Annotated in this window: 12 protein-coding genes; 3 read left to right on the top strand and 9 right to left on the bottom strand. The window is 71.1% G+C overall.

From position 1 onward, the window contains the following. Window positions 1-116: 116 nt before the first annotated feature. The 9 genes from JS521_RS01525 to JS521_RS01485 all read right to left on the bottom strand — a co-directional run bounded on the left by JS521_RS01525 (window position 117) and on the right by JS521_RS01485 (window position 10,523). Window positions 117-1,451 (bottom strand): ABC transporter substrate-binding protein, encoded by a 1,335-nt coding sequence (locus tag JS521_RS01525; RefSeq protein WP_205080884.1) that lies wholly within the window; start codon window positions 1,449-1,451, stop codon window positions 117-119. Window positions 1,452-1,528: 77 nt separating this feature from the next. Continuing rightward, entirely contained in the window at window positions 1,529-3,067 is a 1,539-nt protein-coding gene (locus tag JS521_RS01520) for a glycoside hydrolase family 43 protein (RefSeq protein ID WP_205080883.1), read from the bottom strand. Next, window positions 3,064-3,930 (bottom strand): DUF6807 domain-containing protein, encoded by an 867-nt coding sequence (locus JS521_RS01515; protein WP_205080882.1) that lies wholly within the window; start codon window positions 3,928-3,930, stop codon window positions 3,064-3,066. The genes JS521_RS01520 and JS521_RS01515 overlap by 4 nt, the downstream gene beginning before the upstream one ends. After that, window positions 3,927-5,147: a Gfo/Idh/MocA family protein gene (locus JS521_RS01510; RefSeq protein ID WP_205080881.1), complete on the bottom strand. Its 1,221-nt coding sequence runs from the start codon at window positions 5,145-5,147 to the stop codon at window positions 3,927-3,929. Before JS521_RS01510 ends, JS521_RS01515 begins: the two co-directional genes overlap by 4 nt. Then, window positions 5,144-6,055 carry a carbohydrate ABC transporter permease gene (locus tag JS521_RS01505; RefSeq protein ID WP_205080880.1) on the bottom strand — a complete coding sequence of 304 codons (912 nt, stop codon included), beginning with the start codon at window positions 6,053-6,055 and terminating at the stop codon, window positions 5,144-5,146. Before JS521_RS01505 ends, JS521_RS01510 begins: the two co-directional genes overlap by 4 nt. After that, window positions 6,052-6,984 (bottom strand): carbohydrate ABC transporter permease, encoded by a 933-nt coding sequence (locus tag JS521_RS01500; RefSeq protein ID WP_205080879.1) that lies wholly within the window; start codon window positions 6,982-6,984, stop codon window positions 6,052-6,054. Before JS521_RS01500 ends, JS521_RS01505 begins: the two co-directional genes overlap by 4 nt. Before the next feature lie 133 nt (window positions 6,985-7,117). Beyond that, window positions 7,118-8,890 (bottom strand): L-arabinonate dehydratase, encoded by a 1,773-nt coding sequence (gene araD, locus JS521_RS01495; protein ID WP_205080878.1) that lies wholly within the window; start codon window positions 8,888-8,890, stop codon window positions 7,118-7,120. Between the two features lie 20 nt (window positions 8,891-8,910). Beyond that, on the bottom strand, window positions 8,911-9,813 hold the full coding sequence (locus JS521_RS01490) for a dihydrodipicolinate synthase family protein (protein ID WP_205080877.1): 903 nt from the start codon (window positions 9,811-9,813) through the stop codon (window positions 8,911-8,913). A gap of 53 nt (window positions 9,814-9,866) precedes the next feature. Beyond that, window positions 9,867-10,523, bottom strand: a complete 657-nt coding sequence (locus JS521_RS01485; RefSeq protein ID WP_205080876.1) for a GntR family transcriptional regulator — start codon at window positions 10,521-10,523, stop codon at window positions 9,867-9,869. 265 nt (window positions 10,524-10,788) lie between these two features. On the opposite strand from JS521_RS01485, the gene JS521_RS01480 reads away from it, so the two are divergent. The 3 genes from JS521_RS01480 to JS521_RS01470 all read left to right on the top strand — a co-directional run bounded on the left by JS521_RS01480 (window position 10,789) and on the right by JS521_RS01470 (window position 13,009). Beyond that, window positions 10,789-11,598: an NAD-dependent epimerase/dehydratase family protein gene (locus JS521_RS01480; RefSeq protein ID WP_205080875.1), complete on the top strand. Its 810-nt coding sequence runs from the start codon at window positions 10,789-10,791 to the stop codon at window positions 11,596-11,598. A 136-nt stretch (window positions 11,599-11,734) separates the two neighbouring features. Next, window positions 11,735-12,124, top strand: coding sequence for a VOC family protein (locus tag JS521_RS01475; protein ID WP_205080874.1), 390 nt, complete (start codon window positions 11,735-11,737; stop codon window positions 12,122-12,124). Between the two features lie 45 nt (window positions 12,125-12,169). Next, entirely contained in the window at window positions 12,170-13,009 is an 840-nt protein-coding gene (locus JS521_RS01470; protein WP_205080873.1) for an aldo/keto reductase, read from the top strand. The last annotated feature ends 23 nt before the right edge of the window (window positions 13,010-13,032 follow it).

The following is a 13,032-nucleotide window of genomic DNA, read 5'->3' as shown; positions in this document are numbered from 1 at the left end:
TTTGCTCGCGCGGGTGGGTTTGCTTCTGCTTGTCTCTGTCTGGGGCGGGGGGGGGGGGGGGCGCCCCGCCCCCCCCCCCGCCCGGCCCGTCGTCGGGGTCCGGAGGGTGCGGGGCCTCAGCCGTTGCCCAGCTCCGTCCACTCCTTGTTGGCGGCGTTCAGCTCCTCGGCCATCTTGTCCAGGAACTGCTTCGCCGTGATCTTGCCGAGGAGCAGTTTCTGGAACTCCGGCTCGTTGTCCGCCTTGCTGATGTTGTTCCAGTCGGGCAGGTAGTACGGCAGGTCGACGACCTTGGTGGAGCCGTCCGTCAGCGCCTTCGCGGCCAGCGCGGTCGACTCGGTCTCCTTGATCCACGGGTCCTTCGCCGCTTCGGTGTTGGCCGGGATGGCGCCGGCCGACTCGTTCCATTTGCTGTTGGACGCGTGGGAGGCGGCGAACTCGATGAACTTCCATGCCGCGGTCTTGTTGTCGCTCGACCGGAAGAGGCCGAGTCCGTCGACGGGGTTGGAGACCTGCACGCGGGTGCCGCTGTCCCCGATGGGAGCAGGAATGCCGGCGAACTTGGCGTCGCCCAGGGCCTTCGCGTGGTCCTGGTAGGAGCCGAGGTTGTGACTCAGCATGCCGATGGTGCCCGTGTCCCACTGGGCGACCATCTTGGTGAAGTCGTTGTTGACGTCGGCCGCGGGCGTGGTCCGCTTGAAGAGACCCGCGTACTTCTCCAGCGCGGCGACGTTCTCGGGGGCGTTGAGCGTTGTCCTGTCGCCGTCCCAGAACTCCGTGATGCCCGACTGACCGTAGACGGCGTCCAGCGCCTGGGCGATGGAGCCGGCGCCTCCGCGGATGGTGTAGCCGAACTCGTTGTTCCCGGCGTCGGTGAGCTTCTCGGCCGCGGTGTAGAAGTCGGCCCAGGTGTCGGGGGCCTTCAGCCCGGCCTGCTCGAACAGGTCGGTGCGGTACCAGAGCACGCCGTTGTTCGCGGACGTCGGGACGGAGTAGATGTCGTCGCCCCGGCCGGCCGCCGACCTGACGCTCTCGACCATGGAGTCGACGAGCTTGCCCTCCAGGGCGGATCCCTTCAGCCGCTTGTTGACCGGCTCCAGGGCTTCCTGCGAGACCATGTTGGCGAGGTAGGCGGTGCCGACCCCGCCCACATCGGGCAGCCCGCCGCCGGCGATCGCGGTGTCGTACTTGGACTGGACGTCGGCGATGGGGATCGGGACGTACTTCACCTCGATGTCCGGGTGCTGCTTCTCGAAGTCCTTGATGATCTCGGCCCAGATGGCGGTGCGCGGCCCGCCGTTGTTGTCCCAGAAGGTGATCTCGCCCTTGCCGCTCCCTTCCGTACCGGCGCCGCTGCCGTCGTCGCCGCACGCGGCTGCTGTCAGCGCGAGAACTGCTACGAGTGAGACGGCGGATGCGGTGCGCCTCCGCCGGGTCTTCGAGATGGTCATGGTCGGCTCTTCCCTGTCGGATGTGTCGGGGTGGTCCCGTACGTCTGTGCTGCGTGCTTCTGCGCTTCTGCGGGGGGTCAGTGGATGGCTCGGAAGGTGCTGAACAGCGCCGTGCCGGCGGGGCCTGTCCCGGCCGGTGCGGTGGCGAAGAGGCCGAGGAGAGCGGCGACCCAGCGCCACGGGGTGGCGGCGAAGACCTGCCCCGAGCGCCGGAACCCCTCGCCCGTGTCGGCGGAGAAGCGGCAGCGGGCCCCGGCCGTGACCTGGATCCGCAGCCTCGCCCGGCCGCCGGGCGAGGGGCGGGCCTCGGCCGCGTCGCGTTCACGCTCCGCGACGCCCTCGGCGTACCGGTGCACGAGCCGGGGCGTCCCGTCCGCCCCGGCCTCCAGACCGATCCAGCAGAAGGCGTCCCCGAGCACGGCCAGACCCGCCTTGGCGCCCGGCTCGTCGCTGTGCAGTTCGAGGTCCACCTCGACGGTGAACTCCTCGGCGGGCAGGCGCTGGACCAGGACGTTGGGCAGCAGTCGCAGGTCGTGCGCGTCCGGTGTGCGGAGGCAGCTGAGCCGCAGCCCGTCGGCAGCGTGCTCGGACTGCTCGGTCCACGCGTCGGGGCAGGGGTTGGCCGTCCACTGCCACTGCTCGCCGTGGGCGCCGCCGGGGAAGTCGTCGTCCACGGCGGGCGCTGCCACGGGCTGTTCGGGGGCGGCCGGTTTGCGGTGCGTGGAGACGGGTTCGCCCGCGTCGCCGATGACGGGCCAGCCCTCCGCGTCCCAGTGCATGGGCTGGAGGTGGACGACCCGCCCGTACGCGCCGCGTGCCTGGAAGTGCAGGAACCAGTCCTCGCCGGCGGCGGTCCGCACCCAGCCGCCCTGGTGCGGACCGTTGACGCCGGTGCGCCCCTGGGACAGCACGACGCGTTCCTCGTACGGGCCGGAGAAGTCCCGGGAACGGAACGCGCCCTGCCAGCCGGTCTCCACCCCGCCCGCCGGGGCGAAGATCCAGAAGTACCCGCCGTGGAGGTGGAGTTTGGGCCCTTCCAGGGTGAACCAGCCGGGTATCCGGTCGGCGTCGACCAGGGTCCGGCCCTCGTCGAGGAGGGCGCGGCCGTCCGCGCTCATACGGTGTCCGGTGAGCCGGTTCTTGATCCCGGAGCGGGACTTGGCCCAGGCGTGGACGAGGTAGGCCTCGCCGGTCTCCACGTCCCACAGGGGGCAGGCGTCGATGAACCCGCGGCCGGGTTTGAGCAGGTGCGGGGCGCTCCACGGCCCCTCTATGTGCTCGGCGTTGATCTGCTGAACGCCGTGGTCGGGGTCACCCCAGAAGATCCAGAAGCGACCGGCGTGGTGGCGCAGGGAGGGCGCCCACACCCCGGCGTCGTGTCGGGGCCGGGCGAAGTCGGCGGCGGGCTCGACGCGGTCCAGGGCGTGCCCGACGAGCGTCCAGTTGACCAGGTCGCGGGAGTGCAGGAGCGGCAGCCCCGGGGCCCGGCCGAAGCTGGACGCGGTGAGGTAGTGGTCCGCACCGACGCGCACGACGTCCGGGTCGGACCAGTCGGCGTTCAGCACGGGGTTGCGGTACGTGCCGTTCCCGAGGTCGGCGGTCCAGGGCCGGTTCACGAGGTCACCGCCTGTCGGACGTACCCGGCGGCGGCCTCACGGTCCAGCCTGCCGTCCGCGACGACGGTGACGATCCGGCGTACGACGGTGGCCCCGGCGGGCACGGGCAGCCGTTCGTCCGACGCGAGGGAGGAGCCGACGCCCGGGTACTCCGCCGTCCGCACGAACCACGGATCGCGCCGGGTCTCCTCGCCCGCCCCGGCGAAGACGAGGGTCCAGCCGTCCCCGGCGAGGGCGAGCCAGTCGGCGGCCCGGCCGTGCACCGCCTCCTCGCCCGCACGGCCCGCGGTGAACACGTCCGGTGGCACGGCCTCCTTGGGGGCACGCCAGAAGAACCCGCCGTAACCGGCGCCGGGGCGGCCGTTGGTCGCGGGGCTGCCGACGGAGAGGTCCTCGGCCGAGCGGTTGGTGAGAGCGAAGGAGAGGTCCAATGCCCATGCGGTGGCGCAGAGTTCGAGCGCGTTCACCGTGCGGTGCTCCCGCAGGAGTTCGACGCCGTCCGCCTCCCAGGCGAGCGACTGCGTGAACCCGCCCGGGCCGTGCCGCTCCAGGCCGAGGCAGCGCTGGACGCCGTGGTTGTCGAGCTCGGTGGGCCCCTGCCCCCGGACGTAGGTACGCCCGCCCCAGAAGTTGCGGCCGGACACGTCGGGCACGGCGATGGAGACGCCCAGGTGGTGCAGGTGGTCGGCGGGGCGCTCCTGGGTGACGGTGCGGCCGGCGAGCGTGCTGACGGGGTGCAGGCGCGGGCGGTTGTCCGCCGCGGCCCCGTAACCGTAGTGGGCGACCGTACGTCCGGCGCAGTCGAGGAGTACGGGCCCTGCGGACGAGGACGTCGCGGACGATGCCGTGGCGGGTCGGTTCATGAGGCCGCCACCTCGCTGCTGCGGGCCCAGGCGACACCCAGCTCCGAGAAGAGGGCGAGGGATTCGGCCCCGGCGGCGACCAGGCCGTCGATGCCGTGGACCGTACGCCGCACCCCTCCGCCGGGGGCGTCGTGCCGGACCTCCCAGGCGTCGGCGGGCAGGGCGACGGGCTCGGGTGCCGTGCGTACGGCCTCGACGACCCGCATGAACGCTCCCGTGCGCTCCGGCGGCACCAGGAGCGGCGTGCCGTGCTCCAGATGGTCGACCAGGTTCTCCAGGAGGTCGGTCCGGCCGTGGACGCTCTCCTCGGGGCCGTGGCCGGCGCGTTGGATCAGGACGCGGTCCTGCTTGTACCAGAAGGTGATCCGGCCCCGGTCGCCGTGGACGATCACGTAGGGCTCCCCGGCCTGGGCCGCGCAGAGAGTGGCGGCGACGGTGACAGGCAGGCCGCCGGTGGTGGTGACGCGCACGCAGCTGGTGTCGTCCGCCTCGATGTCATGGGCTCGGAACAGCTCGGTCTCGACGGACAGGACGCTTTCGGCCGTGCCCCGGTCGGCCAGTTCGAGGGCGGTGGCCACGGCGTGCGCCAGCGGATTGGTGAGCACGCCGTCGACCACGTCGGTGGAGCCGATCCTGCGTCGGCCGGACCAGGGGGCCCGGCGGAAGTAGGCGTCGTCGCGCACCCAGGCCCCGGCGGCGCCGATCCCCGTGAGCGTCCCGATCACCCCGGCGCGGACCAGCTCCTGGATCGCGGGCACGCCGTGTGAACCGAACGACTGGAACCCCACCTGACAGGCGATGCCCGCGCGCCGTACACCGTCGGCCATCCGGGCGTACGCGCCCCAGCTCGCGGCGGGCGGCTTCTCCAGCAGGAGGTGGACGCCGCGGGACGCGGCGGTCAGGGCCAGGTCGGTGTGGGTCGGGATGGGGGTGCAGATGACGGCGGCGCGGGCTCCGGTGGAGTCGAGGAGCGCTCCGAAGTCGGCGGACTGCTGGGGTCGCTCGTCGCCGAGGAGGGCGAAGGGGGCCAGTTCCTCGGTGGTCAGCGGCTCCAGTTCGCAGATCCCGGCCAGCCGTACCCGGCCCAGGTGCTGGAGCCGGCAGAGGTTGGCCAGGTGCCAGCGGCCGTGGCCCCTGGCGCCGGCCAGCACGACGGGGAGCGGCTCGGCGCCGGGGCCGGCGGGAGCGGCCGGGGAGGCGGGGGCGGTCTCGGTCATCCCTTCACCGCCCCCGCGCTGAAGCCCGTGACGAGCCACTTCTGGATGAACGCGAAGACGATCACGACAGGCACCGCGGCGATGACGCCGCCCGCCGCAAGCGCTCCGAGGTCGACGCTGTCCGCCCCGATCAGGGTGTTGAGGCCGACCGGGATCGTCTGCTTGTCCTGTTCGCTGAGGAACATCAGCGCGAACAGGAAGTGGTTCCAGCTGTGGACGAAGGCGAAGGAGCCGACGGCGATCAGCCCGGGGCGCAGCAGCGGCAGGACGACCGCGCGGAAGGCGGTGAAGCGCGAACACCCGTCGACCCAGGCGGCCTCCTCCAGGGAGACCGGGACGTTTTTGATGAACCCGCTGATCAGGATGATCGACAGCGGGAGCTGGAAGACGGTCTCCGCGATGACGACGCTCCACAGGGAGTTGATCATCTGGAGGTTCCGGAAGATCTCGAAGAGCGGCACGAGCATCAGGGCGCCGGGGATGAACTGCGAGCAGAGCAAAGCCAGCATGAACGCGCCCTTGATCCTGAAGTCGAACCGGGCCAGGGCGTACCCGCCGGCCAGGGCGACCAGGGTGGTGGCGATCAGGGTGGCGACGCCGACGATCATGCTGTTCTGGAAGAAGACGGCGAAGCTCCGCTCGTTCCAGACCTTGGAGAAGTGCTCCCCGGTCATCGGCCAGGGCACCAGCGCGGTGGAGCCGGCGGGCCGCAGGGCGAACAGGAGCATCCAGTAGAACGGGATGAGCGTGAACAGCAGGTAGAGGCCGAGCGGCAGGTAGATCTGCCAGCGCGGTACGTCGTCGAAGGCGCGCTCGCGTCCGGTGCGGCGGCGCGAGGGGGGCGGCGCGCCGCCGGGGTGGACGGCCGGCCGGGCGGCGCCGTTCTTCTCGGTGAGTACGGCGGTCACTTGTTGTCGCCTCCGAACTTGCTCAGGCGCAGATAGACGATCGAGCAGAAGAGGAGGATCACGAAGGCGACGGTGGTGAGTGCGGAGGCGTAGCCGAAGTCGTGGCCCTCGATGCCGGTGTTGGCGACGTAGAGCGGCAGCGTGGTGGTCTCGCCGGCCGGTCCGCCGCCGGTGAGGGTGTAGAGGAGGTCGACGTTGTTGAACTCCCAGACCCCGCGCAGCAGGGTGGCGAGGATGATCGCGTCGCGCAGATGCGGCAGGGTGATGTGGAAGAACTGCCGGAGCCTGCCCGCTCCGTCGACCGACGCCGCCTCGTACAGCTCCTTGGAGACGGACTGGAGGTCGGCGAGGATGAGGATGGCGAAGAAGGGCACGCCGCGCCAGAGTTCGGTGACCGTGGCCGCCCAGAAGACGGTTCCGGTGTCCGAGAGCACCGAGGTGCCGTACTCCCCGACCCCGGCGTCCGCGAGGTAACGGCTGAAGCCCGTCGAGGAGTTGTAGAGCAGTATCCAGATGGTGCTGGTCAGTACCCCGGAGACGGCCCAGGGCGAGAAGACCATGGCCCGGGAGATGCCCCGGCCGATGAAGGTCTGGTTGACGATCAGGGCCAGCGCGAGGCCGAGCACGAGCTGCAGGGAGACCTGGGTGAAGACCCACTGGGCGCTGAAGCCGAGCGTCGACCAGAACTGGTCGTCCTCGGTGAAGATCCGCCGGAAGTTGTCGATTCCGGCGAAGCCGTTCCGCCACGGCTTGGTGACGTTGTAGTTCTGCAGGCTGTAGTAGAAGACGCTGAGCACCGGGTAGGCGATGAAGCCCAGCATCAGCAGGCCCGCGGGCGCGATCAGCAGATACGGCAGGCGGCGGGGTGTCGCCGTGCGGCGCCGGGGCGCCTCGGGCGGCGCGGTGGCCACGGCGGCGGGTTGGGCCATGACACGTCTCCGATCTCGGTACGCGCTCGATGCGCTGGATGTGCGGGCTTGCCGCCACCCACGGCAGCAAGCGCTTTCTCATGGCCGCTGAGCGGCCCGGGCGCCCCGCCGCGCGGAGCCCTCGTCGCCCGGTTCACCCCACGTACGGGTCGGGCACTTCTCCTTGCCGGGCCAGGAACGCGAAGTCGCATCCGGTGTCGGCCTGGGTTATCTGGTCCTGGTACAGCGCTCCGTAACCGCGCCCGTAGCGTGCGGGCGGCGGGCTCCAGGCGGCCCGGCGGCGTTCCAGCTCGTCGTCGTCGACCCCGAGATGCAGCAGGCGCGCCTCGACGTCCAGGGTGATGAGGTCCCCGGTGCGGACCAGAGCGAGGGGCCCTCCGACGAACGACTCGGGCGCGATGTGCAGGACACACGCCCCGTAACTGGTGCCGCTCATCCGGGCGTCGGAGATCCGCACCATGTCCCGCACACCCTGCTTCAGCAGGTAGTCGGGGATCGGCAGCATGCCGTACTCGGGCATACCGGGGCCGCCCTTGGGCCCGGCGTTGCGCAGCACGAGGACATGGTCCGGAGTAAGCGCCAGGGCTGGGTCGTTGATGGTGCGTTGCAGCTCCCGGTAGTCGTCGAAGACGACGGCGGGCCCGGTGTGGCGCAGCAGGCGCGGCTCGGCGGCGATGTGCTTGATGACGGCGCCGTCGGGGCAGAGATTGCCGTGCAGGACCGCCACCCCGCCCTCCTCGGCCAGGGGTTCGGCGCGTTCGCGGATGACGGCGCTGTTGTGGACGGCCGCACCGCTGAGCTGTTCGCGCAGGGTGGCGTGCGCGACGGTGGGCCGGTCCAGGTGCAGCAGGTCGGTGAGCCGGCTCAGGAAGCCGGGCAGCCCGCCCGCGAAGTGGAAGTCCTCCATCAAGTACCGCCCGCCGGGGCGGAGATCGGCGAGGACGGGCACCGTACGGGCGATCCGATCGAAGTCCTCCAGGGTGAGCTTCACCCCGGACCGGCCCGCCATGGCGATCAGGTGGATCACGGCATTGGTGGAGCCGCCGAGCGCGAGGACGGTGGCGACGGCGTCCTCGTACGCGTCGGCGGTGAGGATGTGCGACAACTTCGTTCGCTGCCGTACGAGTTCGACGATCCGCAGTCCGGATGCGGCGGCCATCCGCTCGTGCCCGGAGTCGACGGCCGGGATGGAGGAGGCCCCCGGCAGGGTCACGCCCAGCGCCTCGGCGGCGGCCGTCAGCGTTGAGGCGGTTCCCATCGTCATGCAGTGGCCGGCGGAGCGGGCGAGACCGTTCTCCAGCTCCCCCATCTCGCAGTCGCCGATGAGCCCGGCCCGCCGGTCGTCCCAGTACTTCCACATGTCCGTGCCGGAGCCGAGGACCTCGTTGCGCCAGTGGCCCGGCAGCATCGGCCCGGCCGGCACGAAGACGGTCGGCAGGTCCACGGACGCCGCGCCCATCAGCAGCGCGGGCGTCGTCTTGTCGCAGCCGCCCAGCAGCACGGCCCCGTCGACGGGGTACGAGCGGAGCAGTTCCTCGGTCTCCATGGCGAGCAGGTTGCGGTAGAGCATGGGGGTCGGCTTCTGGAAGGTCTCCGAGAGCGTGGAGACCGGGAACTCCAGCGGGAACCCACCCGCCTGCCAGACGCCCCGCTTCACCGCCTGCGCGCGATCACGCAGGTGGGAGTGGCAGGGGTTGATGTCGGACCAGGTGTTGAGGACCGCGATGACGGGCTTGCCGAGGTGTTCCTCGGGGAGGTAGCCGAGCTGTCGGGTGCGGGCCCGGTGGCTGAAGGAGCGCAGCCCGTCGGTGCCGTACCACTGGTGGCTGCGCAGCTCCTCGGGGGCGACGGGAGCCGCTTTCCGGTCGTCCGTCCCGGCGACCACTCTCCGGCCGTCCGTCTGCACGACCGCTCTCCGGTGATCTGTCACAGCGCCCACGCGGCTATCTGCTCCGCGACCTCGGCGCGCCGCTCCTCGGGCAGGACCCGGCTGGGGGCACGTACCTCGCGGCCGCAGAGCCCGAGCACGGACAGGGCCTCCTTGATGACCGTGACGTTGTTGGCGGACTGCTCCTCGGCGCGGAGCTCCTCGAACCGGCGGATGCGCTCCCACACCTTCATGGCCGCCACGTAGTCCCCGGCGCGCAGTGCTTCCAGCATGTCGAGGGAGACGGCCGGGGCGACGTTGACAAGACCGGAGGTGAAGCCGGTGGCACCGGTGGCGAAGTAGGAGGGGGCGTACAGCTCCGCGAGGCCGGCGACCCAGACGAACCGCTCCAGTCCGGCGTCGCGGGCGAAGGCCCCGAACTGCGCGGCGTCCGGCACCGCGTACTTCACGCCGATGACGTTGGGGCAGTTGTCTGCGAGTGCGGCGAGCCGGTCAGCGGCGAGCAGCGGGTTGCGGATGTACGGGACGACCCCGAGGTCCGGGACGGACTCGGCGATCGCCCGGTGGTAGTCGACCCAGCCCTCCTGGGCGACATAGGGGTGCACGGGCTGGTGGACCATCACCATCGCCGCGCCGGCCTCGGCGGCGTGCCGGGCGGCGGCGACGGCGGCGGGCACGTCGTGGCCGACGCCCACCAGGACGGTGGCGCGTCCGGCGGTCTCCTCGACGGTCAGCTCGGTGACCAGGCGCCGCTCGTCGGGGGTGAGCGCGTAGAACTCTCCGGTGTTGCCGTTCGGGGTGACGATGCGGACACCGCCGTCGAGCAGCCTGCGCGTCAGGGCGCGGTGGTTCGCGATGTCGATGCCGCCGTCCTCGGCGAACGGGGTCACCGGGATCGCCACTACGTCTGCGAGGGCCGCCTTCAGCGGAGAGAAGTCCATGCGGACCGGCCTTTCGTCGGATTGCTGGTGATGGTGCGGTTCCAGCAGACGGTTCACGCGGCACCGCCCCCGTCTTCGTCGTCGGGGAAGGCGCGGCGTACGAACGATGCGATGTGATGGTGCAGAGCCCCGGCGGCGGCCTCCGCGTCGTCGGCGAGCGCGAGCCGCAGGATCTCCCGGTGCTCGGCCGCCTCGCGCTCCCAGGAGGGGACGGCCGACCAGGCCACCGTCGAGACGAGGGCCGCCTGATCGCGGACCTCGTCGAGCATCCTGGCGAGCAGGGGGTTCCCGCAGGGCAGGTACAGGGCGCGGTGGAAATCCCGGTTGGCCAGCGACCTGTCGGCCTTGTCGAGCGCCGAGTCCGCCCTTTCCAGGGCCTCTTGAGCCGCTTCGAGGGACACCTTGCGGTTGACGGACCGGCGCAGCGCCTCCGGCTCCAGCAGGAGGCGCACGTCGTACACCTCCCGGGCCATGGTCGCGTCGACGAGCCGCACGGTGGCGCCCTTGTACTGGCTCATGACCACGAGCCCCGTGCCCGCGAGGGTCTTGAGTGCTTCGCGGACCGGGGTCTTGGACACCCCGAACTGAGCGGCGAGTTCCGTCTCCACCAGCGCCTGTCCCGGTCTCAGCCGCGCGGTGAGGATGGCGTGCTTGATGGCCTCCAGCACGTACTGGGTCCGGGACGGGATCGGGGCAGGGGCGAAGGTCATGGGTGACGGGCTCTCACATCTCGCGTATCGCGTCTCATATATGACGTACGAAGTACGACGCGATGAAGCTAGAGCCGCCCGGAATGCTTCGTCAACGCTTCGGACGCAACAACTTTCGTGATCCTCCAAGCACTTGACGTAACCTCACGGACTTTTTAGCTTGTCCACGTATGCGAATGCGGTCCACTGCCTTGAAGGCCGGAGGCGTCAGGAGGCGCACCGATCGGTGCCGCACCGCACCGCATCAGCCCGAGGAGACCCTCGTATGACCGCTCCCCGTACCGTCCTGCTCACCGGCGCCGCAGGCGGCCTCGGCACCCTGATGCGGGGGCTGCTGCCCGCGTACGGATACGACCTGCGGCTGTTCGACCTGGTCCCGGTGGAGGGCGTGCCCGGGGCGATCACCGCCGACCTGAACGACCGGGAGGCGCTGCGCGAGGCCGTGCGCGGGGTGGACGCGGTGATCCATCTGGCGGGCATCTCACTGGAGTCCACGTTCGACAAGATCCTCCGCGCCAACATCCAGGGCACGTACGCGCTCTACGAGGCGGCCCGCGAGGAGGGCGTCCCACGCATCGTGGCCGCCTCCTCCAACCACGCCGTCGGCCACACCCCCCGCCCGGCCGCCGGTGATCCGCTGATCCCGCTGGACACGCCGCGCCGCCCGGACACCTACTACGGGCTCTCGAAGTGCTTCGGCGAGGACCTGGCCCAGCTCTACTGGGACCAGCACGGCGTCGAGACCGTCTCGGTCCGGATCGGGTCCTGCTTCCCGGAGCCCACCTCGGTGCGGATGCTGTCGGTCTGGATGAGCCCGGCAGACGGCGCCCGCCTCTTCCACGCGGCCCTCACCGCCGAGAGCGTCGGCCACAGCGTCGTCTACGGCTCCTCCGCCAACACCCGCCTGTGGTGGGACCTGGGCCCGGCACGGGCGCTGGGCTACCGGCCGCTGGACGACTCGGAGCCGTACGCCGCAAAGCTCCTCGCCGACCAGGGAGAGCCGGACCCCACCGACCCGGCACAGACCCGTCTCGGCGGCCACTTCGTCACCGACCCGCCGATCTGGCCACACTGAGGGGTGCTCCGGCGGCGAGCACCGATGACTTTCCGGCCCGGGGCAGGTCATGAGTGGTGGGACGCGTCGAGCGACCGGGGACGGCCCGGCCCCCGACGCGACCGGCAGAGCGATCCCGACCGAGCGAGGAACCACCATGAACGCCTCCACGACCGAAAACGCCGACAACATCACCGGCCTCGGCGTCGTCCTCGGCAGCACCGACTCCGAAGCCCTGATCACCTGGTACCGCGCCGCGCTGGAGCCACTCGGCGCCCGCTGGGCGGAGCACCTGCTGATCGTCGGTCCCGGAGCGATCATCGGCTTCGACGAACGGGACGACGTGGCGGACAAGGCCGCCGAGCCGGGCCGGCAAATGATCAACATCACCGTGCGGGACATCCGGGCGGCGGAGAAGCACCTGAATTCCCTCGGGGTGACGTGGGTGCGCCCGGTCGAGGAGGTCGGGGGCGGCTGGTTCTTCTCCACGATCGTGGACCCGGTGGGCAACTATCTTCAGATTCTCCAGGGTCCTGGGACGTCGTGACCTCCTAGATTGTCGAGGCATACGAACCAGGGGGTTGGAAAGACCATGCCATCGACGACATTCCGTATCGGCGGAGACTTGACCGTGGGGCGGCTGGGCTTCGGCGCGATGCACCTGCCCACCGAGAAGCCCGAGGACCGGGCGGCGGCCGTCGCCGTGGCCCGCCGGGCGGTGGAGCTGGGCATCACGCTGATCGACACGGCGCACATGTACGGGTACGGGGCCAACGAGAAAGTCCTGGCCGAGGCGCTCCACCCCTACCCGAAGGACCTCCTGATCACCACGAAGGTCGGGGTCGTCCGCTCCGCGGAGACGGGCGAGTGGGACCTGAACGGCCGCCCCGACTCCCTGCGCGCGGAAGTGGACCAGGCCCTGCGCCGCCTCCGCGTCGACCGCCTGGAGCTGCTCCAGCTCCACCGCATCGACCCGGAGACCCCGCTCGCCGACCAGCTCGGCACCCTGCGCGAGCTGCGCGACGCGGGCAAGGTGGGCCGGATCGGCCTCTCCGAGGTGTCGGCCGCCGAGCTGGCCGAGGCCCGGGAGATCGTGGACATCGCGAGCGTCCAGAACCGCTACAACCTGACCGACCGCGAACACGAACCGGTTCTCGCGGCGTGCGAGGCGGCAGACATCGCCTTCCTGCCCTGGCGCACGGTGGCCTGGGGCAAGGCGGGCGACCGTGCGGAGGTGGCAGCGGTGGCCGCCGAGCTGGACGCCACCCCCACCCAGGTCTGCCTGGCCTGGCTGCTGGACCACTCCCCGGTGATGCTCCCGATCCCGGGCACGTCGAGCATCGCCCACCTGGAGGAGAACGTGGCGGCGGCGGACCTGGTCCTCACGCAGGAGCTGCGGGGGCGGCTGGACGGGATCGCGGGGGCGGCCTAACCGACAGGCGGTCCGCCCCGGTC

The organism is Streptomyces durocortorensis, from assembly GCF_016901035.1.
GTDB lineage: Bacteria > Actinomycetota > Actinomycetes > Streptomycetales > Streptomycetaceae > Streptomyces > Streptomyces durocortorensis.
This window is presented reverse-complemented; position numbering and strand designations above follow the sequence as displayed.

What these genes read in the sequence shown, in the direction of transcription:
- JS521_RS01525 (WP_205080884.1), bottom strand. Translation starts at nt 1,451, where the DNA reads ATGACCATCTCGAAGACCCGGCGGAGGCGCACCGCATCCGCCGTCTCA.
- JS521_RS01515 (WP_205080882.1), bottom strand. Translation starts at nt 3,930, where the DNA reads ATGAACCGACCCGCCACGGCATCGTCCGCGACGTCCTCGTCCGCAGGG.
- JS521_RS01510 (WP_205080881.1), bottom strand. Translation starts at nt 5,147, where the DNA reads ATGACCGAGACCGCCCCCGCCTCCCCGGCCGCTCCCGCCGGCCCCGGC.
- JS521_RS01500 (WP_205080879.1), bottom strand. Translation starts at nt 6,984, where the DNA reads ATGGCCCAACCCGCCGCCGTGGCCACCGCGCCGCCCGAGGCGCCCCGG.
- JS521_RS01490 (WP_205080877.1), bottom strand. Translation starts at nt 9,813, where the DNA reads ATGGACTTCTCTCCGCTGAAGGCGGCCCTCGCAGACGTAGTGGCGATC.
- JS521_RS01485 (WP_205080876.1), bottom strand. Translation starts at nt 10,523, where the DNA reads ATGACCTTCGCCCCTGCCCCGATCCCGTCCCGGACCCAGTACGTGCTG.
- JS521_RS01480 (WP_205080875.1), top strand. Translation starts at nt 10,789, where the DNA reads ATGACCGCTCCCCGTACCGTCCTGCTCACCGGCGCCGCAGGCGGCCTC.
- JS521_RS01475 (WP_205080874.1), top strand. Translation starts at nt 11,735, where the DNA reads ATGAACGCCTCCACGACCGAAAACGCCGACAACATCACCGGCCTCGGC.
- JS521_RS01470 (WP_205080873.1), top strand. Translation starts at nt 12,170, where the DNA reads ATGCCATCGACGACATTCCGTATCGGCGGAGACTTGACCGTGGGGCGG.